We start from the raw sequence: 18,808 nt of genomic DNA, 5'->3' as shown, positions 1-18,808 counted from the left end.
CGAATTCGCTGATCAGGTCGAGGAGGAATTGCATGGCGGCCGTCCCTTTATGATTTTGACAACTAGATAGCCGGCCTTCTGTTTCAGGCGTGTTTCGTCAATTTGGGAAAGGGGTTTCGCGGGGAACCGGGGCTGGCCTGCGCACGGCCAAACCGCTACATCCCACACCAATCCATCGCTTTGGCCGTGCGCATCGTGCAGACGGCGCATCACATTTCGAGGCAAAATCATGGCACAGGTCGCCTGGTTCGACGATCTCACCGTCGGCATGCGTTTCAAATCCTCCGAGGTCGAGGTCACCGAGGCCGACATCAAGCGGTTTGCCGCCGAGTTCGACCCGCAGCCGATGCATCTCGACCATGAGGCCGCGAAAGAAACCCTGTTCAAGGGCCTGGCTGCGTCGGGATGGCACACTGCGGCGATCGCCATGAACCTCGCGATCCAGACCCGTCCGTTCGGGCCGCACCCCCTGATCGGTGCGGGCGTCGATGGGCTGCGCTGGACGATTCCGGTGCGGCCGAACGACCGCCTGCATCTGGTCGGTGAGGTCATGAGCCTGACGCCCTCCAAGTCGAAGCCGCAGGGCATCGCCTTGGTGAAGTGGACGATGTTCAACCAGAACGGCGAGGAGGTTTACACCTTTACCCCAATCGCGATCGTGCCGCGGCGTGCCTAGGGCGGTTCGCGCCGCTCACCATCGGCCGGGTTGAAGGGGCCGAAGCCCTTGCGGCTTGTCGGGAGAGGTGGTCAGCTTGGTCCGGGGAAGACGCTGGAAGCTGACATGAGACGATTCATTCTCGCCGCTGCGCTGCTCACCGGCGCCTTGGGTGCCGGGCCTGCGGTCGCACAACAATCCAGGGTCGGCGACTGGACCATCGAGAAGCGTACCCAGGATACCCATTGCAACGCGAGCCGCGGCTACAAGGACAAGGACGACGAGAACCGCGACTACGTCGTCGTCATCACCTATTCGGACAAGGCCATCGTGATCGTGATGATCTATGACGGCTGGGAGTGGGACAAGGTCGGCGAGATCCTGAAGGCCGACGTCGGCACCGACGACCTCGACATCATGTCGAAGGCGAAGTGGGAGGTCATGGACAGGACCACCGTGCGCGGCATCTTCGAGTTCGATCAGTCCATCATGGACCGCCTCTCGAAAGCCAAGCGCCTCACGCTCGATTTCGAGGATGACGACGATGACAGCATCGAGATGCAGATTCCCCGCGCCGGCGAGGCGCTCGCCGCGTTGAAGTTCTGCGAGGAGAACCGAAAATAGAATGCCGCACGCGAGCGCGATTCAATAAGCAAGGTGCGGGAGGGCGCGTGATGCACGGCACACAGCCCGATTGCTGTTCGCATTTATCCTAGTCTTTGGCGAAAACGTCCAAGCCGCACCCTGCGGTTGACGTTACCCAAGGGCGATGTTTGAAATTCCAGCATTCTTCTCAGACGTTTTCTCTTCGCCGGCGACGACAGACGGCAGGCCTGGCTTCATGGTCAGTCTCCAGACCGCATTGCCCGGCCAATGACGATCCTCGAGGCGCACAGGTTCTCCTCGCTCGTCGGCGAGATCTACGATGCGGCAGTCGATCCCGCGCAGCGAAGCGCTGCTCTGGAACAGGTTGCGGGTTTCGTCGGCGGCTCCGCCGTGACCATTCTCTCGCGCGACGCAGCCAGGCTCTCGATCGAAATCCACGAGCACCACGGAACGGACTCCCGCTTCCGCGATCTCTATCGGGACCGATATGTCGAGCTTGATCCTCTGCTCGACCGTCACCTCAATTTACCCGTCGAACAGACCATCGGCGTCGCCGATGTCATGCCCTATTCGGACTTCGTGGCCTCGAACTTCTATCGCGAGTGGGTGGAACCGCAGGGCGCGATCGATCTCGCGACCGTCGCGCTCGAGCGATCGGATGCGCGCACGACGATCCTTCAGGTCATGCGCGGCAGGTCGCGCGGTAACGTCGATGATTCGATGCGCGAGCGCCTGCGGTTGCTTGCCCCGCACATCCAGCGCTCGCGCGTCATGGGTCGGCAGATCAGGGCTCGCTCGCACACCGTAGCCGACCTCGCGCAAGTGCTCGATTGCCTGAGCACGGCGATCTGCCTGTTCGACGCGGAGGGACGGGTCGTTCATGCCAACGCGGCCTGTCGGCAAATGCTCGCCGACGGCAATCTCCTCGTGATCGTCGGTGATCGCATCGTGGTCCGCAACACCCAGGCAGACAAAATATTCCGCAGCCTCTTCGACGTTGTCGCTGACGACGGAACCTGTTCGGCCGATCGCCGCAGGATCGAGCTCATGACGTCGGCCGACGGCCAGCACTATCTCGCCCGCGCCTTTTCGCTGACGCACGAACGCAGCCTGCAACGCGATGGGGCAACTACGGTGCTGTTCTTTCAAAACGCCTCAATGGCGCCCCAGCTTGCGCCGGACGCGATCGCCGCAGCCTTCAGGCTGACACCGTCTGAACTCCGCGTCCTGATGGCCATCGTTGAGCTCGGCGGAGTTCCCGACATCGCGGCGAAGCTCGGAATTGCCGAGACGACGGTGAAGACGCATCTCGGTCGCCTGTTCGAGAAGACTGGTGCCGGCAGGCAAGCCGATCTCGTCAAGATCGCGGCCGGATTTGCCGTTCCCTTCGCGCCGCCGACCGACCCAGACGACGCCGTGTGATCCAATTCACATCGTGCGCTGCGAGATTGCGCGATCTCAATCCATTGTGAAGGCCAGGTGACATTCGTCCTCCGAACGTATGACGCTTGTCATTTGATACTTTCGTATAGGCGTTTTCTGGAATGGGAAGGGCCATGCACGCCACCAATGCGCGGGAGCACCGGATACGGGTGCGAGAAGACGACGGCGCATGGCCCAGACTGCTCGTCGATTGGAGAGATTGCAGTGAATGGCAAGGATGAGTGTTCGATTCTCAACGTGTCGACAAACGACGTTCCCGAGAGCGAGCGGATCACCATGTTGCGCGAATTCTATCGCCGCGGGGTCGTGAAAGCCGAGGTCGACGCGAAGGAAGGACAGCCGTTTGAGGCGACCTTCGCCGCCTATGCTCTGCCGGGAGCCCAACTGCTGACCGGAAGGCTGTTTGGAGCGCGCATCATTCGGACGAAGGAACTGACCATCGACGGTGACGACAGTCTTGCCCTGGTCGTGAATCGATCCGGAGCGGTCGGGATATCTGCGCGAGGTCGCGAACTGCTGCTCGGCCCTGGCGAGGCCGCGCTGACTAGCGCCGAAGACGTGGCTGTGTTCGAGCGACTTCTGGCCGGCGATTGCTTCTCTCTGCTCGTGCCGCGGCGGGTTCTCGTGCCGATGATCATGGATGTCGAGGATGCGGTCATGCGTATCATCCGCCACCGTCAGACCGAGATCAGGGTTCTGGTCGACTACGCCACGTCGCTTGTCCGTGAGAACGGGCTTGCAACCGCCGCGCTGCGTCAGCTCGGGGCCGGGCATCTGCATGATCTCCTGGCTCTCGTGCTCGGCCCGATGGACGACGCCAGGGAGAGCGCTGGCCAACGTGGCGGGAAAGTCGCCCGCTTGCGCAAGGCCAAGTTCCTGATCGTCAACAATTGCGCGCGGCAGGACCTGTCGGTCGCCGGCGTCGCGCAGGAGCTCGGCGTCACGCCGCGTTACCTCCAGCGCCTGTTCGAGGCCGACGGCAAGACGTTTTCCTCCTTCCTGATTGAGCAGCGCCTGAAGCGTGCCCACCGCATGTTGCGGGAACCGGAATTCGCCGAGCGTCCGGTTTCGTCGATCGCCTATGACGTCGGCTTCGGCGATCTCTCCTATTTCAATCGCTGTTTCCGGCGGGCCTATAACGCCACGCCGAGTGACGTCAGGAGCGGCACGGCGGAGTGATCGAGGTCCCCGCGAATTTCAGCGGCTCGTCAATTTCAATCCGGAGCACACGATCCCTGATCGTGAAGTCATGGCTGGAGTGTTGAATGCGCCGTTTCTTCTTTGACCTCCTGGTCGGCAATGTCGTGAAGATCGATCCGGGCGGCATGGTGTTCGAGCACGCGAGGGCGGCATTCGTCGTCGCCGACGAGATGGCAAGGCATCTCTTCGTCTGGCGCGACGATCTGCGCGGTCGCGACGCCTGGATCCGCGTCAGGGACAATGGCGGGCGCGAGATCTATCGCGCCGCGGTTTGGTCTGAGAATGTCGAGAAGGCGGGTTGGGACATCTAAGCGGTGTCGCAACTCCGCATCAGTGGTGAGCGAAAGAGCGTCAGTTCGCTCTGAGCCGCGACCCGGTCGCTTCCGTCCAAGCCGGAAGCGACGGTCCTTTCTACCTTGGCGTTCAGCGATTCAGGGTTCGCTGTGACGGCCTCCTCCGATCGGAGGAGGCCGGTAGCAACGTGCTTACGCCCGTGGGGCTGGATGGCGGCGACCGAGGAACTGGAAATGAATGTGACGGCTCTGGGCGGTGTGGCACGATGGCGTGTGGTGCGGCGGTCGACGTGCGTTCTGGTGCCAGCGGTGATCGTCATACCGTTGTGTATGATCGAGCGGGCGGAGGCGGCCTGCACGCCGGCGGCACCGGTCAGCAACGCGACCGTCGTATGCGCGAGCGACACCGATAACCAGCAAGGCAATGGCACGGGCTACGGAACGCGCAACGACAGGAACAATACCTATGAGGTCTCGTCGGGAGTGACCGTCAGCGGAACGTTCTTCGGCTTCGAGACCGGCAATGACAGCGTCATTATCAACGCCGGGACGATCAGGGGAACGTTCTCGGCCGGCATTGCAGGTGGTGATATGACCATCTCGAACCTCAGCGGAGCCACGATCAAGGGTTTTCACGCAATCACAGCCTCAACCCTCGACATCGCCAACGCGGGCACGATCGTGAGCGAGGCCGGCGCGGGTGGTAGTGGCATCGAAGCCAGGATCGCGAACGTGAGTAATTCCGGCACGATTGTCGGCATCGGGCCCAATACCGTCGGGATCAATGGCGATACGGTGAATCTGACATCGAACACCGGGACGATCTCGGGAGATGCGGGCGGCATTACCGGCGGTGCCCTCAACATCACCAATAATAGCTCCGGCGTCGTCTCACAGATTGCGGCAAGCGGTGGCGCGATTCAGGCCTCCGGTCTGGCGACAGTCGCAAACGCGGGCAGCATCATTGGTTACGCGTTCGGCGTATCCGGCCAGGACGTCAACCTATTGAATCTTGCCTCCGGCACGGTCAGCGGTGCCGACGCGGTCATTGCCACCAACCTTGCCGATGTCGCTAATTCCGGAACCATTTCCGGCGCTGCGGTTGGTATCCAGGCCGGGAACGTGAAGCTGACGAACCTCGCCGGCGGCAGCGTGAGTGGTAACGTCGCCGTTTTCGTCAACGCCTCTGCCGTCATCGACAATGCCGGTACAATCACCGGAACGTCGGGCGATGCGATCGCGGCGGTCGCCGGAGACGTAACGGTTCGCAACACCGGGACTATCACGAGCGCTGTATACGGCATCCAGGCCGATACTCATTCGAATGTCGTAAACGTCGTCAATGCGGGGACCATATCTGGCTCGGTGGCGGCCATCTCCGCAAACCAGGCCAATGTGAGCAATACCGGTCTCATTCAGGCCACGGCTAGCAACGGTACCGGAATTGTCGGGACCAACGCGAATGTCAGGAACGCCGGATTCATAACAGGCAACGTCGGCATCCTGTCGTCAGACGCAGCGACGATCACCAATTCCGGCACGATTACCGGCACCGGCGGTACCGCGATCAAGCTATCGAGTGCGGCCGATACGCTGACGCTGCTGCCCGACTCGAGGATCAACGGCGTGGTCGATTTCGGCTTCGGCAACGACGTCGTCAACGTCAACTTCATCCCGTTGAGCAGCAGGGTATCGTCGCTGACGACGATCGACCTGCCGACCTTCGTGAACTTCAATGGTACAATTAACACCAACGTCTCAGGCGGCGGCTTCAACGGTCCATCGGTTTTCTCCGGTACCACGCTCGCAACCCTCGATCCCACCGCACTGGCGCAGACCGACCGCACGCTGATGGACTTTACCAGCGGCGTGTCCTCGCTCGTGCAAGGCCGCTTGAGCGGCATCGGCGCAGGCGGGAGCAACATGATGGCGATGGCCTATGCGCCGGAGGCTACGCAGGCCGGCCCCTTCACCAAGGCGCCGAAAAGCCTCTGGACCGATCCGGCGCCAATCACGGTCTGGGCCAACAGTTTTGGCGGTCAGCGCATCCAGGACGAGACCGCCTTGACCCTGCGCGCGACCTCGACGGCCTGGGGCGGCGCCATCGGCATCGACCGCATGGTGCAGCCGAACTGGCTGATCGGTGCCTTCCTCGGCGGCGGGCAGGGTGGCCTCTCGGTCGCGCTCGACTCGCAGACGGTCGACACCAGTTACGTGTTCGCCGGCGCTTACAGCCGCTTCGAATGGGTCTCGCAGTTCTTCGACTTCACCGTCCAGGGCGGCAATGCCGACAACAAGTCGCGGCGACGGGTGCTCAATGATGCGGTCGCTGGCGGCATGGAGACGGCGGCCGCCAATTACAGCGGCTGGTACATCAGCCCGGAGGTCGCCTATGGCTACAAGCTCGATGTCGGCAATGGCTACCTGCTGACGCCGACGGCGCGGCTGCGCTATGTCGCTGGCCGGTTCGATGGCTACAGTGAAAGCGGTTCCGCGCAGGGCTTGTCGGTCGGCAGCCGCACGCTCCAGGACTTCGAAGAACGCGGCGAGGTCGATCTCTCCCGGGTGACGCAGCTCGACGGCGGCGAGCTCAAGGCCAATATCCATGGCGGCGTGATCGCGCTCCAGCGCGTGGGCGACACCGGCATCAACACGGTGCTGCTCGGTCAGAACCTCTCCTTCATCACGCCCGGCAGCCGCAGCACCGTCGGTGCGGTCGCTGGCCTCGGTTTGGACTACCGGACCACTCAAAACGTGTCGGTGTTCGGTGCCGTGGAGGGCATGGTGATGTCCGACCAGAGCCGCACTGGAACCGCAAAAGGGGGGCTTCGCGTCGCGTTCTAAGCCGGCATCAGCCCTGGCGGCCTGAACGCGGTGCCTGCCGGCCGGGCTCCATCCGCCCGGCCGGCGCCATCCTCCGATTGGAGGATGAGGGCGTGCTCCGGTTGTGTTACGTTGCCCGGCATTGTTCATCCAAGCCATTCAACGCCATGCACAGACCGCGCAAGCTGCCCGACCTGGTCGAGTCCATTTACGATGCAGGCCTCGATCCGTCGCTGTGGAACGATGTCGTCGTCGGCATCCGCGATTTCGTCGGTGGTCAGGCCTGCGGTTTGTTTTCCAAGGACTCGATCAGCAAGTTCGGCGTCACGCATTATTATTGTGGGGCGGATCCGCACTACATCCAGCTCTATTCAGAGACGCATTCCAAGTTCGACCCGCTGACGATCCTGCCGCCACACGGCCAGATCGTAGGCATTCCCGACCTCGTCAATTTCGCCGAATATCGCCGCGGGCGCTTCTATCAGGAATGGATGCGGCCGCAGGGATGCGGCGACGCCGCCAATGTCGTGCTCGAGAACTCGAACGCGAGCTGCCCGGTCATGATGACGGTGCTGTCGGGGCGGCGCATGGTTGACGCGAAGATGAAACATCGAATGTCGCTGATCGTGCCGCACGCCAGCCGCGCGCTGCTCGTCAACCGGGCGATCAGCTCGAAGCTGACATTGGCCACGGCGCTCGCCGATGTCCTGGACAATCTATCGTCCGGCATCTTCCTGCTCGATTCCTGCTGCCATGTTGTGCACGCCAATGCGAGCGGCTGCGCGCTTATCGAGGCCGATGACGTGGTCCGCGTCGCTGCGGGCCAGCTTGTGACCAGCGGCGCCGAGGCCAATCAGACGCTGCGCGAGGTCTTTGCGGCCCGCCGCGACATGACCTCGCTTGCTCCACGCCGAGGCCAATCAGACGCTGCGCGAGGTCTTTGCGGCCCGCCGCGACATGACCTCGCTTGCTCCAGGAGGGCGTGCGATCCCGCTGCTTTCTTCCAACGGCGAGCGCTACGTCGCGCATATCCTGCCGCTGTCGTCGGTGCTGCGTAATGGCAGCGAGCGGTCGACCGATGCGGTCGGCGCGCTGCTGCTGCGCAAGGTCACGCTTGGTGGGCACTCCTATGGTGAGCTGATAGCGCGGGCCTTCGACCTGACCCCGGCGGAACTGCGCGTTTTCCTGTCGATCGTCGAGGTCGGCGGCGTTCCGGAGACGTCCGTCGCGCTCGGAATCGCGGAGACAACGGTGAAGACGCATCTGCATCGCGTGTTCGCCAAGACGGGCGTCTCGCGTCAAGCGGACCTCGTCAAGCTCGCGGCCGGATTCTCCAATCCGCTTGTCAACTAGCTGGTTAATTGGCGCTGGAACTTTGAACCTATTGGCCCCTCGACCGACTCCTGAGAAGCCGCCGGGCATGAGGAGCGTTTCGTATTTGGGCATCTGACTATTGGTTCTTCCAATGCCGCTGACTGCAAAGCACTCAGACTTGATCGAGAGCATCTACGACGCCGGCCTCAATCCTGAATTGTGGGCTGGCATCGTTGTCATGCTTAATGAGTTCTTGGGCAGCCAGGCCTGCGGCCTGATTTCGAAGGATAAGGTCAGCAAGACGGGATCGACGCATTATTATTGTGGGGTCGATCCGCACTATATCCAGCTCTATGCCGACGAATACGCGCAGCATGACCCGCTCGCGAGGTTGCCCCGCTACGGCGAGGTCCGCAACATTCCCGATCTCGTGAATTTCGACGAATATCGTCGCGGGCGCTTCTACCAGGAATGGTTGCGTCCCCAAGGATGCGCCGACGTCGCCAATGTCGTGCTGGAGCAGTCGAATTCGCCATGCCCGATCTTGATGACGGTCATCCCGGGCAGGGAGATGCTCGATGCCAAGATGCGCGCGCGAATGCAGCTCATCGTTCCCCATGCAAGCCGGGCTCTGATGATCAACCGAGCGGTCGAGCAGAAGCGCCAGAGGTCAGTCGCGCTTGCCGACGTCGTGGATCGGCTTGATGCGGGTGTGATTTTGCTCGATGCCGCCTGCAACATCGTCCACAGCAATCCGGCTGCGGACGCGATCCTGGCGGCCAACGATGTCTTGCGGTCCGTCGCCGGCCGGCTCGTGGCAAGGTCGTCCGGCGCGAATGCGGCCTTACGCGACATCTTCCGCGACGAAGGAGAGGTCGCCGTCGCGGCGGCCGCGGGCCGAAATATTCAACTGACCTCACACGACGGATCTCACTATATCGCGCAAATCATCGCGCTGCCGTCGCTTCTTCGTGAACGTGGACCAGGGCACGCGTGCGGCGCTGTTGGAGCCTTGTTCGTCTGGAAGGCGACGATCGATGCTCGCTCCTGCGCAGGCCTGATCGACCGTACGTTCGAATTGACACCAGCGGAGCTCAGGGTTCTGCTGTCCATTGTCGACGTCGGCGGCGTGCCGGAGACGGCCGACGCGCTCGGAATCGCAGAGACGACGGTGAAGACGCATCTGCATCGTGTGTTCGCCAAGACCGGTACGAGCCGCCAGGCCGACCTCGTCAAGCTCGCGGCAGGATTTTCCAATCCGCTGGTTCAGTGACGCATCGTCGGCGCTGAAGAAAGCATCGGCGCGGCACCCGCAATTTCATCATCAGAATGTTATCGCGCGTCATTCGTTCGGGTGACGCGATTTGCTGCGTTCTCTCCTACGAGAGCACTCACACGGTTTCTTGTTCGTCGCGTTCGATTGTTGTGTGAAGCGTCTCACAGCGAGTGGAAGTGAATTCCATCATCTTCGCTCGCAGGTTGAGAGGAGATCGCCATGCGAATAACGTCACGGAGCCTGGCCGAGAAGTTCCACGGCGTTGTCGATCGTATGGTTGCAGCATTGCACCAGCAGCGCGCAATCGAGGCGCGGCGCGTATTGCACCGCTACCGCCATCTGCTCGAAGGGCAGCATGAAGCATTGCCTTTGAATGAAATCATTTCCGTCTGCAGTGAAAAGGATATCTCAGAAAATGCCCACCAATCTGATGCGCGCGAGCGTTCGGCCAACCGTCCCAGTCTCGAGCGCGCGTAACGTCAACATTGTCGTGATGGCGCTCACCGCCGCGCTCGTCACTCTTCAACTGTTCGGTCTCGTCATGCTGGAACGATCGCACGCGCACGCGATGCAGGTGTCGTTTCCGCGCGAGCCGGCAAGTTGCGCGGAGCTTGCCCCTGCGCCGGTCTCGCAGATTCCCTATGACTGAGCGGAGGGTGGACCGTGCCTGACATCACGACCCTGCTGCTGCTCAGCGTCGCCGTGTTCGCTGGAGCCTTCGTCTCGGGGCTTTCGGGCTTCGCATTCTCCGCCGTCGCCGGTGCGATCCTGCTGCGGGTGTTTCAGCCGCTCGAGGCCGTGCCACTGATGATGGCGTGCAGCATCGGTGTGCAGGCGACCAATCTGTGGGCGCTCCGGCGCAGCATCCGCTGGGAAGGAAGCCTGCTCTTGATCGTCGGTGGATTGATCGGCGTTCCTATCGCCGTCTCGCTGTTGCAGTCGACCGATACGCATCTGCTCAGGCGCGGCTTTGGCGCGGTCGTTGCGCTCTATGCCGCCTATATGCTGCTGCGGCCGACGCTGGTGACCGCCGGTGAGGCCGTCGGCCGTCACTGGGTTGCGCTGATCGGATTCGGGGGAGGGCTCGTCGGCGGCCTGACCGCCATGCCCGGTGCGATCCCGACGATCTGGTGCGACATGCGCGGCGTGCCCAAGAGCGAGCAGCGCGGCCTGGTGCAGCCGTTCATCGCCGCGATGCAGCTGTTCGCGATCGTCCTGCTGGTCGGACATCAGGATCTGTCGTCAAAGGTCTTCGTCGACCTCGCCGTCAGCCTGCCGGCGTTGTTCGCCGGCTCCGCGCTCGGCGTGATCGCCTTTCACAGGGTCAACGAGACGGTCTTTCGCAAGACCGTGCTCGTCCTCCTGTTGTTGTCGGGCATCTCGCTGATCTAGTGGCCGGCGCCCTGAACCGGTGCGGCGCTGATGTCGCTGCCGTGATGCACCAGCGCCTTGTTGCCGGTGACGGTTCTGAGCAGCACGTAAAACACCGGCGTCAGGAACAGGCCGAACACGGTGACGCCGATCATGCCGGAGAACACCGCGACTCCCATCGCCCGCCGCATCTCCGAGCCGGCGCCGGTCGAGAGCACCAGCGGCAGCACGCCCATGATGAAGGCCATCGACGTCATCAGGATCGGACGGAGCCGTAGGCGACTCGCCTCGATCGCGGCCCGGATCGGCGTGCGTCCGGCGAATTCGAGCTCGCGCGCGAATTCGACGATCAGGATCGCGTTCTTGGCGGAGAGGCCGACCAGCACGATCAATCCGATCTGGGTAAAGACGTTGTTGTCGCCCTTGGAGAGCCAGACGCCGAACATCGCCGCCAACAGCCCCATCGGCACGATCATGATGATCGAGAGCGGCAAGGTCAGGCTCTCGTAGAGAGCCGCGAGCACCAGGAACACCAGCAGGATCGCCAGCGGGAACACCCAGAGGCCGGAATTGCCGGCGATGAATTCCTGATAGGTCAGGTCGGTCCATTCGAAGGCAAAACCGGGCGGCAACGTTTCCGCGGCGATCCGCGTCGCGGCCTCTTGGGCCTGACCGGAGGAGAAGCCGGGCGCGGCGGCGGCGTTGATGTCGGACGACAGGAAGCCGTTGTAACGGATTGCCCGCTCCGGGCCCGCACTCTGGCGGATCGTGAGCAGGGCCGACAATGGCACCATGTCGCCAGAGGACGACCGCACCTTCAATTGCCTGATGTCGTCGGCGCGGGCGCGGAACGGCGCGTCGGCCTGGACATAGACGGAATAGGTGCGGCCAAATTTGTTGAAGTCGTTGACGTAGTAGGAGCCCAGGTAAATCTGGAGCGTGTTGAATACTTCCGTCACGGGCACGCCTAACTGGAGCGCCTTGGTGCGGTCGATGTCGGCGAACAGCTGCGGCACGTTGACCTGGAAGCTCGAGAACACGCCGGCAATCTCCGGCGCCTTCTGCATCGCCGTCATGAAGGCCTTGGTTGCCTCGTTCAACGCCTCATAGCCGAGACCGGCGCGGTCCTCGATCTGCAGCTTGAAGCCGCCGATAGTGCCGAGGCCGTTGACCGGGGGAGGCGGGAACATGGCGATGAAGGCTTCCTGGATGCCGGAATACTTCTTGTTGAGGTCGGCCGCGATCGCATTACCGCTCAGCGCAGCCCCCTTGCGCTCCTCGAACGGCTTCAGCGTCGAGAACACGATGCCGGCGTTGGACGAGTTGGTGAAGCCGGCGATCGACAGGCCGGGAAAGGCGACCGAACTCTCGACACCGGGCTGGGTCAGCGCGATGTCGCTCATCTTGCGGATCACCTCTTCGGTGCGATCGAGCGCTGCACCATCGGGCAGTCGCGAGAAGCCGACCAGATATTGCTTATCCTGGCCCGGCACAAAGCCGCTCGGGACTTGCTGGAACAGGAAGGCGGTCACGCCGACCAGCACCACATAGAGCCCCATCACCGCCGCCTTGCCGGAGATGACCTTGGTGACGGTGCCGCTATAGCTTTCCGAGGAGTAGGTGAACGCACGATTGAAGCGGCGGAAGAACCACCCAAGGCTCTTTTCCATGATCAGCGTGAGCTGATCTTTCGGCTCATCATGACCCTTGAGCAGGAGGGCCGATAGGGCTGGGGAGAGCGTCAGTGAATTCACGGCGGAGATCACGGTTGAGATCGCGATCGTCAGCGCGAACTGCTTGTAGAACTGGCCGGTGAGGCCGGAGATGAAGGCGAGCGGGACGAACACCGCGATCAGCACCATGGCGATCGCGATGATCGGGCCCGAAACCTCGCGCATCGCCTGATAGGTGGCATCGCGCGGCGACAGTCCGCCCTCGATGTTGCGCTCGACGTTCTCGACCACCACGATGGCGTCGTCGACGACGATGCCGATCGCGAGCACCAGGCCGAACAGGCTGAGCGCGTTGATGGAGAAGCCGAACAGGTGCATCACCGCAAAGGTGCCGACGATCGACACCGGCACCGCCAGCAGCGGGATGATGGAGGCGCGCCAGGTCTGCAAGAACAAGATCACCACCAGCACCACCAGCGCGATCGCCTCCAGCAGCGTGTGGATGACGGCCTCGATCGAGGAGCGCACGAACTGGGTGGGATCGTAGACGATCTGGTAGGACACGCCTTCAGGCATGTTCTTCTTGATCTCGGCCATGGTGGCGCGGACGTGGCCGGAAATCTCCAGCGCATTGGAGCCCGGCGCCTGGAAGATCGGGATCGCGACTGCCTGCTTGTTGTCGAGCAGCGAGCGCAGGCCGTATTCGGACGCGCCCAGCTCGATGCGCGCGACGTCGCGCAACCGCACGACTTCTCCACGCGTGCCGGTCTTGACCACGATGTCGCCGAATTGTTCTTCGTTCGCAAGCCGCCCTTCGGCGTTGACCGACATTTGCAGGTCGATACCCCTAAGGTTCGGCGAGGAGCCCACGACGCCTGCCGCAGCCTCGACGTTCTGCGCCTGGATCGCCTTGACGATATCGCTTGCGGTCAGGCCATGCTCGGCCGCCTTCTGCGGATCGACCCAGATCCGCATCGAATAGTCGCCGGCGCCGTAGAGCTGGACGTCACCGACGCCGTCGATCCGGGCCAACCGGTCCTTGACGTTGAGCACGGCGTAGTTGCGCAAATACGTCATGTCGTAGCGGTTGTTCGGCGACAACAGATGCACGACCATGGTGAGGTCGGGCGACGACTTCTTGGTGATGATGCCGAGCTGGCGGACGACGGCCGGCAGGCGCGGCTCGGCCTGCTGCACGCGGTTCTGCACCAGCTGCGTCGCCTTGTCGGGGTCGGTGCCGAGGCGGAACGTCACCGTCAGCGTCATCGCGCCGTCGGTGGTTGCCTGGCTCGACATGTAGAGCATGCCTTCGACGCCGTTGATCTGCTCCTCGATCGGCGTCGCGACCGTCTCTGCGATCACCTTGGGATTGGCGCCGGGATAGGTCGCGCGCACCAATACGGAGGGCGGCACGACGTCAGGGTATTCCGAGATCGGCATCGCGAACAGCGAGATCAGACCCGCAAGGAAGATCAGGACCGAAAGGACGCCTGCAAAAATCGGACGATCGATGAAGAACTTTGAGAGATTCATGGCTTTGCCCCTGCGTCAGAGACAGCTCTCCCGTCACTCCGGGATGCGGGCGTCGCCCGCAAACCCGGGATCGAGATGCGATGTCTTGGTCTATGATTTCGTCATTCCGGGCCGCGTCGTCCGGCCCGGAGCGACGCAACTAGCGTTGCACCACGTCCTGGTTGCTGTGGTTGGAGGCCTGCTGCCCGCGCGCGCCCATCGCCGCGACTTCGGTCTTGAGGAGAGCGCCGGGACGCACGCGTTGCAGGCCGTTGACGACAATGCGATCACCGGGCTTCAGCCCCGCCGTCACGATACGCAAGCCATCGACCGAGCCGCCGAGTGTGATCGGCCGGTAGACCGCGCGGCTGTCGTCGCCGACGGCCATCACGAACTTCTTGTCCTGGTCGGTGCCGATCGCGCGCTCGTCGATCATCACCAGCGTCTGCTGCTTCGGCTGGCCCATGCGCACGCGTGCGAACTGGCCGGGAATGAGGCGGCCGTCCTCGTTCCCAAAGACCGCGCGGACGCGGATGGTGCCGCTCTGGCCGTTGACCTGGTTGTCGATGAGCTGGATGTGGCCCTTGGCCGAGAGGCCGCCGGAGGTCGCCATCTCGACCGGGATCTGGTCGAGATTGCCGCGCTTGCCGGAGGCGTCTGCGATCGAGTTCAGCGCGCGCAGCACGACCTCTTCATCCGCATCGAAGGACGCGTAGATCGGATTGACCGAGACCAGTGAGGTCAGCACCGGGGAAGCGGTGCCGGCGGCAACGAGGTTGCCGACGGTGATCTCGATCTTGCCGACGCGGCCGTCCACGGGCGCGCGCACCTCGGTGTAGTCGAGATTGAGCTTTGCGGTCTGGAGCGTCGCTTCGGCCGCCTTCACGTTGGCGATAGCTTCGCGGTTGGCGTTGTCGCGCTGGTCGTAGTCACGCCGCGTCACGACGGCATTGCCGACGAGCTGGGCGCCGCGTTCGAGCTCGCTCTGGGTGAACACCACGCGCGCCTTGGCCGCCTCGAGCTGGGCGTTGGCCTTGTCGACCTCGGCCGCGTAAGGCGCAGGATCGATCTTGAACAAGACGTCGCCGGCCTTCACCAGCGCGCCTTCGGTGAAATTGGTCGACATGATTGCGCCGGCCACGCGCGGGCGCAGCTCGACGCGTTGGATCGCCTCGAGCCGGCCGGAAAAATCGTCCCACAGCACAGTCTGCCGCGGTTCGATCAGCGCGACCGTGACAGGGACGGCTTGCTCAGTCGCGGCCGCCGTCGCGGTCGCTTGCGCCGCACGGAAATAGTGGCCGGTCGCGATCGAACCGGCCACGGCGAGCGAGCCCACGATGGCAACGCCGCCAAGCAGGCGGCGGATACGGCCGGGGCGAGAGGTATTTTGGGAGGGGGGCATTTGCGCGCTCCAGAAATGTAGTGTTCACTACAGATGTGGAGGTGGATATCGCAGCGCAAGATACTTATGTACCGTTTGCTAAGAAAATTGTAGCCGCTTACCGCAAGCAGGGGAAGGCGGAGGAGAAAATAAAGCTAGAACAAATAGATAGGATCAGGCGTTAGGTTGAGGGACGACGCCGAACCCAAGGAGAAGGGCATATGGGCATGGGACGCCCCCGCGAATTCGACGCCGAATTGGCGTTGGATCAGGCGATGGAAGTGTTTTGGCGTCACGGCTACGAGGGCGCCACCATTGCAGAGCTCACCGAGGCCATGGGCATCAATCCGCCGAGCCTCTATGCCTGCTTCGGCAACAAGGAAGGCCTGCTGAAGGCTGCGCTCGACCGCTACACCAAGCTCCGCAGCGTCTGGATGGACGAGGTGGTGGCCGCGCCCACCGCTCGCGAGGTCGCCGAGCGGATGCTGATGGGTATCGCCCAGAAGCAGACCGATCCCGCCAATCCGCCGGGCTGCCTGCTCGTGCAGGGCGGCATTGCCTGCGGCACCGGCTCCGAAAACGTTCCGTTCGAGCTCGCCGCCCGCCGCGCTGAGAACGAAGACCAGCTCCGCGACCGTTTCGTCCGCGCCAAGGCCGAAGGCGATCTGAAGCCGACGGCGGATCCCGCAGCACTCGCGCGCTATGTTTCGGCGGTGTCTGTCGGGATGGGCGTGATGGCGTCCTCAGGTTCCGACCGCGAGGCGCTGCGGCAGGTGGCGGACGTGGCGGTGCAGGCGGTGGAGATGCAGTCGAAATAGAACGATGTTCGCCCTGACATTTCTCGGCACCTCGGCCAGCGTCCCATCCGCCGAGCGCAATCATCCGGCGCTTCTCGTCGAGGCCGCGGGCGAGCGCATGCTGATCGATTGCGGTGAAGGGACACAGCGCCAGCTGTTACGGAGCGGTGCCGGATTTCGGCGTCTCGACCGCATTCTGCTGACGCATGGTCATCTCGATCACGTGCTTGGTATCCCCGGTCTCTTCTCGACCCTGGGGCTGCGGCAGACCTCCGACGTGATGACCGTCCATGGCGGTCCGGGCACGCTCGACATCGTCATCCGCATGCTTGCAGGCCTGTGGGGCGCGGGCCGGGCGCCGATCGCGGTGGAGTTCGCGCCGCTGGCTGAAGGGCGGGTTATCGACGCCGGCGATTTCACCATCGACTGCTTTGCGGTCCGTCACCGCGGCACCGACAGTTTTGGCTTCTCATTGCAAAGCCCCGCGCGCCGCCATCTCTTGCCCGATCGCCTTGCTGCGCTTGATGTGCCGGATGGTCCCCTACGCGGCGAGCTGGCCGCGGGACGGCCGGGCATCCTTGAAGGCGGCCGGACGATCGATCCGGAGGATGTTCTGGGTCCTCCGAGCGGCGGCAAGAAGCTGGTCGTGATCGGCGACATCGAGGCCACCGATGGGCTCTCCGAACACGTCGCAGGCGCAGACCTGCTTGTGATCGAGGCGACGTTCCTGGATCGCGACGCGCCGACCGCGCGGGACTATGGCCATCTGACCGCGGCGGAGGCGGCTCGGTTCGCGGCCGCAAACAACGTCCAACGGCTCGTGCTCACGCATCTGTCGGGCCGATATGAGAACGAAGAGATTTTGACGGAAGCGGCAAGGATTTTCCCGAACGCCCGGATCGCCGCCGATTTCGATCGCGTCGCTGTTTAGGCAGTGCGTTGCGCGGCCATTAATCTTACCTGTCAAGGTTGACGCGACTTCATTCCCGCAACCGCGCGGCGGCGCGATATTTTCGGCGATCAGAAAACGCTTTTGTATTGAGAGTCATATGTCTCGTTCCGTTGAATTGATCGTCGAAGGCTATGTCAGGCTGAACGATCGCGATGCGCTGGAAGAGATCTTGGCGCATCGCCAGGACCTCCTGCGGCAGCTCGCGGCCGTGACCGGTGTCGACCCGAAGCAAGCCATCACGCAGGTGAGCGAGGACATCACCATCATCGAAGCCGGCCTTGCAACGCTGGTGCCGGAATAGGCGTGTCCCCAGTCCTGCCCGCGAGTCACAGAACAGCCGACCGCGGCGCTTGCCAGCCCAAAGCCGAGCGGGTAGAACGCTGCCACGCCTGAGCCGTGATTTGCGCCAAACGCGCTTCCGGCCGCAGTCGGACAAGTCAATAAAGCGTTGAATTTGTTCGGCTATTCCGTTGGGGAATGGTGTAACGGTAGCACAACAGACTCTGACTCTGTTTGTCTAGGTTCGAATCCTAGTTCCCCAGCCAATTCCGCGTGCTCTCCTCAGGTCTGATTTGCCTCTTCTCCGGCGGCTCGCGCGTCACCGCTCGCGGCGGTTTGCCTCAGCTGAAAATCGCGTTCCCGGGTCGGATTGCCGCGCCGCCGTTCGTCCTGGGGCACACAACCCAAGGAGATCCGTGATGCCCTATGTCGATGGTTTCGTGCTGGCTGTACGCAAGGACAAGATGGAGGCCTACAAGGCGCTGGCGCGAACGGCTTGCGCGGTGTGGATGGAGCATGGCGCGCTCGATTATGTCGAATGCATCGGTGATGACGTGCCCTATGGCGAGCTCACATCGTTTCCGCGCGCGGTGATGGCCACCGAGGACGAGGTCGTGGTGTTCTCCTGGATCGTCTACAGCGACCGCGCGAGCCGCGATGCCGTGAACAAGAAGGTGATGGCCGATCCGCGGCTCAAGGGCTCCGACATGCCATTCGACGGCAAGCGCATGATTTATGGCGGCTTCACGAAGCTGCTGAGCGCGAGCGACGAGTCTGCTTCGTAGGGTGGATTAGCGTAGCGTAATCCACCACTTTTATATCCGCGGAAATGGAAGTGGTGGGTTACGCCTTCGGCTAACCCACCCTACGCATTCGCGCCCCAGGCCGGACAATCGTACGGAGCCACAATCCCTTGTGCTGTCGCCAGGCAAAACACGCGAGAGAGCCGTCAATCCCGTCAGGCAAAAACATTCCACTTTACCGAAATTCGGATTTGTCGTATGTGTCGCGCATCCCAGCCCACCAAAGGGGCGGTCGTACGTCGTCACGAACGCGGGCAGGGATTGCGGTGGACGCGGGCAGCGCCGTCGCGGATGCAAGTGGCAGGGCGGGGCAGTGGATTGAGCCGAGCCCTGTGAGCCACAGGCAAGCCGCGTTGTACGAACGGCGCTCGATGTCCTGCGAAGCCCCTTGGGCGACGCAGGGAAGCTCGCGTACGGCGAAACCGTGTGG

Annotated in this window: 16 protein-coding genes, 1 tRNA gene and 1 pseudogene; 15 read left to right on the top strand and 3 right to left on the bottom strand. The window is 62.9% G+C overall.

The annotated features are described in order from the left end of the window. Positions 1-229 precede the first annotated feature (229 nt). The 8 genes and pseudogenes from JJE66_RS22465 (at position 230) to JJE66_RS22430 (ending at position 9,607) form a co-directional block, all read left to right on the top strand. Positions 230-676 carry a MaoC family dehydratase gene (locus JJE66_RS22465; protein ID WP_200516673.1) on the top strand — a complete coding sequence of 149 codons (447 nt, stop codon included), beginning with the start codon at positions 230-232 and terminating at the stop codon, positions 674-676. A 105-nt stretch (positions 677-781) separates the two neighbouring features. Further along, a complete protein-coding gene (locus JJE66_RS22460) occupies positions 782-1,279 on the top strand; it encodes a hypothetical protein (protein WP_200516672.1) in 498 nt (165 codons plus the stop codon). A gap of 249 nt (positions 1,280-1,528) precedes the next feature. Further along, entirely contained in the window at positions 1,529-2,683 is a 1,155-nt protein-coding gene (locus JJE66_RS22455; RefSeq protein ID WP_200516671.1) for a helix-turn-helix transcriptional regulator, read from the top strand. A gap of 225 nt (positions 2,684-2,908) precedes the next feature. Then, positions 2,909-3,883, top strand: coding sequence for an AraC family transcriptional regulator (locus JJE66_RS22450; RefSeq protein WP_311979940.1), 975 nt, complete (start codon positions 2,909-2,911; stop codon positions 3,881-3,883). A gap of 86 nt (positions 3,884-3,969) precedes the next feature. Further along, positions 3,970-4,215: a DUF6894 family protein gene (locus JJE66_RS22445; RefSeq protein WP_200516669.1), complete on the top strand. Its 246-nt coding sequence runs from the start codon at positions 3,970-3,972 to the stop codon at positions 4,213-4,215. Positions 4,216-4,431: 216 nt separating this feature from the next. Further along, complete coding sequence (locus JJE66_RS22440; protein ID WP_200516668.1) at positions 4,432-7,041, top strand: autotransporter outer membrane beta-barrel domain-containing protein; 2,610 nt, start codon at positions 4,432-4,434, stop codon at positions 7,039-7,041. Between the two features lie 146 nt (positions 7,042-7,187). Then, positions 7,188-8,373 (top strand): annotated as a pseudogene (locus JJE66_RS22435) (LuxR C-terminal-related transcriptional regulator). Positions 8,374-8,485: 112 nt separating this feature from the next. Continuing rightward, on the top strand, positions 8,486-9,607 hold the full coding sequence (locus JJE66_RS22430) for a helix-turn-helix transcriptional regulator (protein WP_200516667.1): 1,122 nt from the start codon (positions 8,486-8,488) through the stop codon (positions 9,605-9,607). A 234-nt stretch (positions 9,608-9,841) separates the two neighbouring features. On the opposite strand, the gene JJE66_RS38490 is transcribed toward JJE66_RS22430, so the two are convergent. Continuing rightward, positions 9,842-9,967 carry a hypothetical protein gene (locus tag JJE66_RS38490; protein WP_283818511.1) on the bottom strand — a complete coding sequence of 42 codons (126 nt, stop codon included), beginning with the start codon at positions 9,965-9,967 and terminating at the stop codon, positions 9,842-9,844. Positions 9,968-10,025: 58 nt separating this feature from the next. Here JJE66_RS38490 and JJE66_RS22425 point away from each other — a divergent pair, with 58 nt between their 5' ends. Beyond that, positions 10,026-10,259: a hypothetical protein gene (locus tag JJE66_RS22425; RefSeq protein WP_200516666.1), complete on the top strand. Its 234-nt coding sequence runs from the start codon at positions 10,026-10,028 to the stop codon at positions 10,257-10,259. Between the two features lie 14 nt (positions 10,260-10,273). Then, a complete protein-coding gene (locus JJE66_RS22420; protein WP_200516665.1) occupies positions 10,274-11,002 on the top strand; it encodes a sulfite exporter TauE/SafE family protein in 729 nt (242 codons plus the stop codon). Here the strand turns inward: JJE66_RS22420 and JJE66_RS22415 are convergent. After that, positions 10,999-14,187 carry an efflux RND transporter permease subunit gene (locus tag JJE66_RS22415; RefSeq protein ID WP_200516664.1) on the bottom strand — a complete coding sequence of 1,063 codons (3,189 nt, stop codon included), beginning with the start codon at positions 14,185-14,187 and terminating at the stop codon, positions 10,999-11,001. The two genes, JJE66_RS22420 and JJE66_RS22415, sit on opposite strands and share 4 nt — an antisense overlap. A gap of 139 nt (positions 14,188-14,326) precedes the next feature. Continuing rightward, positions 14,327-15,568: an efflux RND transporter periplasmic adaptor subunit gene (locus JJE66_RS22410; RefSeq protein WP_200516663.1), complete on the bottom strand. Its 1,242-nt coding sequence runs from the start codon at positions 15,566-15,568 to the stop codon at positions 14,327-14,329. Positions 15,569-15,768: 200 nt separating this feature from the next. On the opposite strand from JJE66_RS22410, the gene JJE66_RS22405 reads away from it, so the two are divergent. The 5 genes from JJE66_RS22405 (at position 15,769) to JJE66_RS22385 (ending at position 18,360) form a co-directional block, all read left to right on the top strand. After that, positions 15,769-16,365 carry a TetR/AcrR family transcriptional regulator gene (locus JJE66_RS22405; RefSeq protein ID WP_200516662.1) on the top strand — a complete coding sequence of 199 codons (597 nt, stop codon included), beginning with the start codon at positions 15,769-15,771 and terminating at the stop codon, positions 16,363-16,365. A 4-nt stretch (positions 16,366-16,369) separates the two neighbouring features. Beyond that, positions 16,370-17,275, top strand: coding sequence for a ribonuclease Z (locus JJE66_RS22400; protein ID WP_200516661.1), 906 nt, complete (start codon positions 16,370-16,372; stop codon positions 17,273-17,275). A 118-nt stretch (positions 17,276-17,393) separates the two neighbouring features. Then, positions 17,394-17,597 carry a hypothetical protein gene (locus JJE66_RS22395; RefSeq protein WP_200516660.1) on the top strand — a complete coding sequence of 68 codons (204 nt, stop codon included), beginning with the start codon at positions 17,394-17,396 and terminating at the stop codon, positions 17,595-17,597. Between the two features lie 170 nt (positions 17,598-17,767). After that, a tRNA-Gln gene (locus JJE66_RS22390) sits at positions 17,768-17,841 on the top strand. A gap of 153 nt (positions 17,842-17,994) precedes the next feature. Further along, complete coding sequence (locus tag JJE66_RS22385) at positions 17,995-18,360, top strand: DUF1428 domain-containing protein (protein ID WP_200516659.1); 366 nt, start codon at positions 17,995-17,997, stop codon at positions 18,358-18,360. The last annotated feature ends 448 nt before the right edge of the window (positions 18,361-18,808 follow it).

The sequence above is a fragment of the Bradyrhizobium diazoefficiens genome (genome assembly GCF_016612535.1).
Lineage (GTDB): Bacteria > Pseudomonadota > Alphaproteobacteria > Rhizobiales > Xanthobacteraceae > Bradyrhizobium > Bradyrhizobium diazoefficiens_C.
The sequence above is the reverse complement of the archived record's forward strand: the minus strand, read 5'-3'. Positions and strand labels throughout refer to the sequence as shown.

Bases quoted from the DNA above. Each gene is read 5' to 3' on its own strand.
- JJE66_RS22465 (WP_200516673.1), top strand. From the start codon at position 230: ATGGCACAGGTCGCCTGGTTCGACGATCTCACCGTCGGCATGCGTTTC.
- JJE66_RS22460 (WP_200516672.1), top strand. From the start codon at position 782: ATGAGACGATTCATTCTCGCCGCTGCGCTGCTCACCGGCGCCTTGGGT.
- JJE66_RS22455 (WP_200516671.1), top strand. From the start codon at position 1,529: ATGACGATCCTCGAGGCGCACAGGTTCTCCTCGCTCGTCGGCGAGATC.
- JJE66_RS22445 (WP_200516669.1), top strand. From the start codon at position 3,970: ATGCGCCGTTTCTTCTTTGACCTCCTGGTCGGCAATGTCGTGAAGATC.
- JJE66_RS22440 (WP_200516668.1), top strand. From the start codon at position 4,432: ATGAATGTGACGGCTCTGGGCGGTGTGGCACGATGGCGTGTGGTGCGG.
- JJE66_RS22430 (WP_200516667.1), top strand. From the start codon at position 8,486: ATGCCGCTGACTGCAAAGCACTCAGACTTGATCGAGAGCATCTACGAC.
- JJE66_RS38490 (WP_283818511.1), bottom strand. From the start codon at position 9,967: ATGCTGCCCTTCGAGCAGATGGCGGTAGCGGTGCAATACGCGCCGCGC.
- JJE66_RS22425 (WP_200516666.1), top strand. From the start codon at position 10,026: ATGCCCACCAATCTGATGCGCGCGAGCGTTCGGCCAACCGTCCCAGTC.
- JJE66_RS22415 (WP_200516664.1), bottom strand. From the start codon at position 14,187: ATGAATCTCTCAAAGTTCTTCATCGATCGTCCGATTTTTGCAGGCGTC.
- JJE66_RS22410 (WP_200516663.1), bottom strand. From the start codon at position 15,568: ATGCCCCCCTCCCAAAATACCTCTCGCCCCGGCCGTATCCGCCGCCTG.
- JJE66_RS22405 (WP_200516662.1), top strand. From the start codon at position 15,769: ATGGGCATGGGACGCCCCCGCGAATTCGACGCCGAATTGGCGTTGGAT.
- JJE66_RS22400 (WP_200516661.1), top strand. From the start codon at position 16,370: ATGTTCGCCCTGACATTTCTCGGCACCTCGGCCAGCGTCCCATCCGCC.
- JJE66_RS22395 (WP_200516660.1), top strand. From the start codon at position 17,394: ATGTCTCGTTCCGTTGAATTGATCGTCGAAGGCTATGTCAGGCTGAAC.
- JJE66_RS22385 (WP_200516659.1), top strand. From the start codon at position 17,995: ATGCCCTATGTCGATGGTTTCGTGCTGGCTGTACGCAAGGACAAGATG.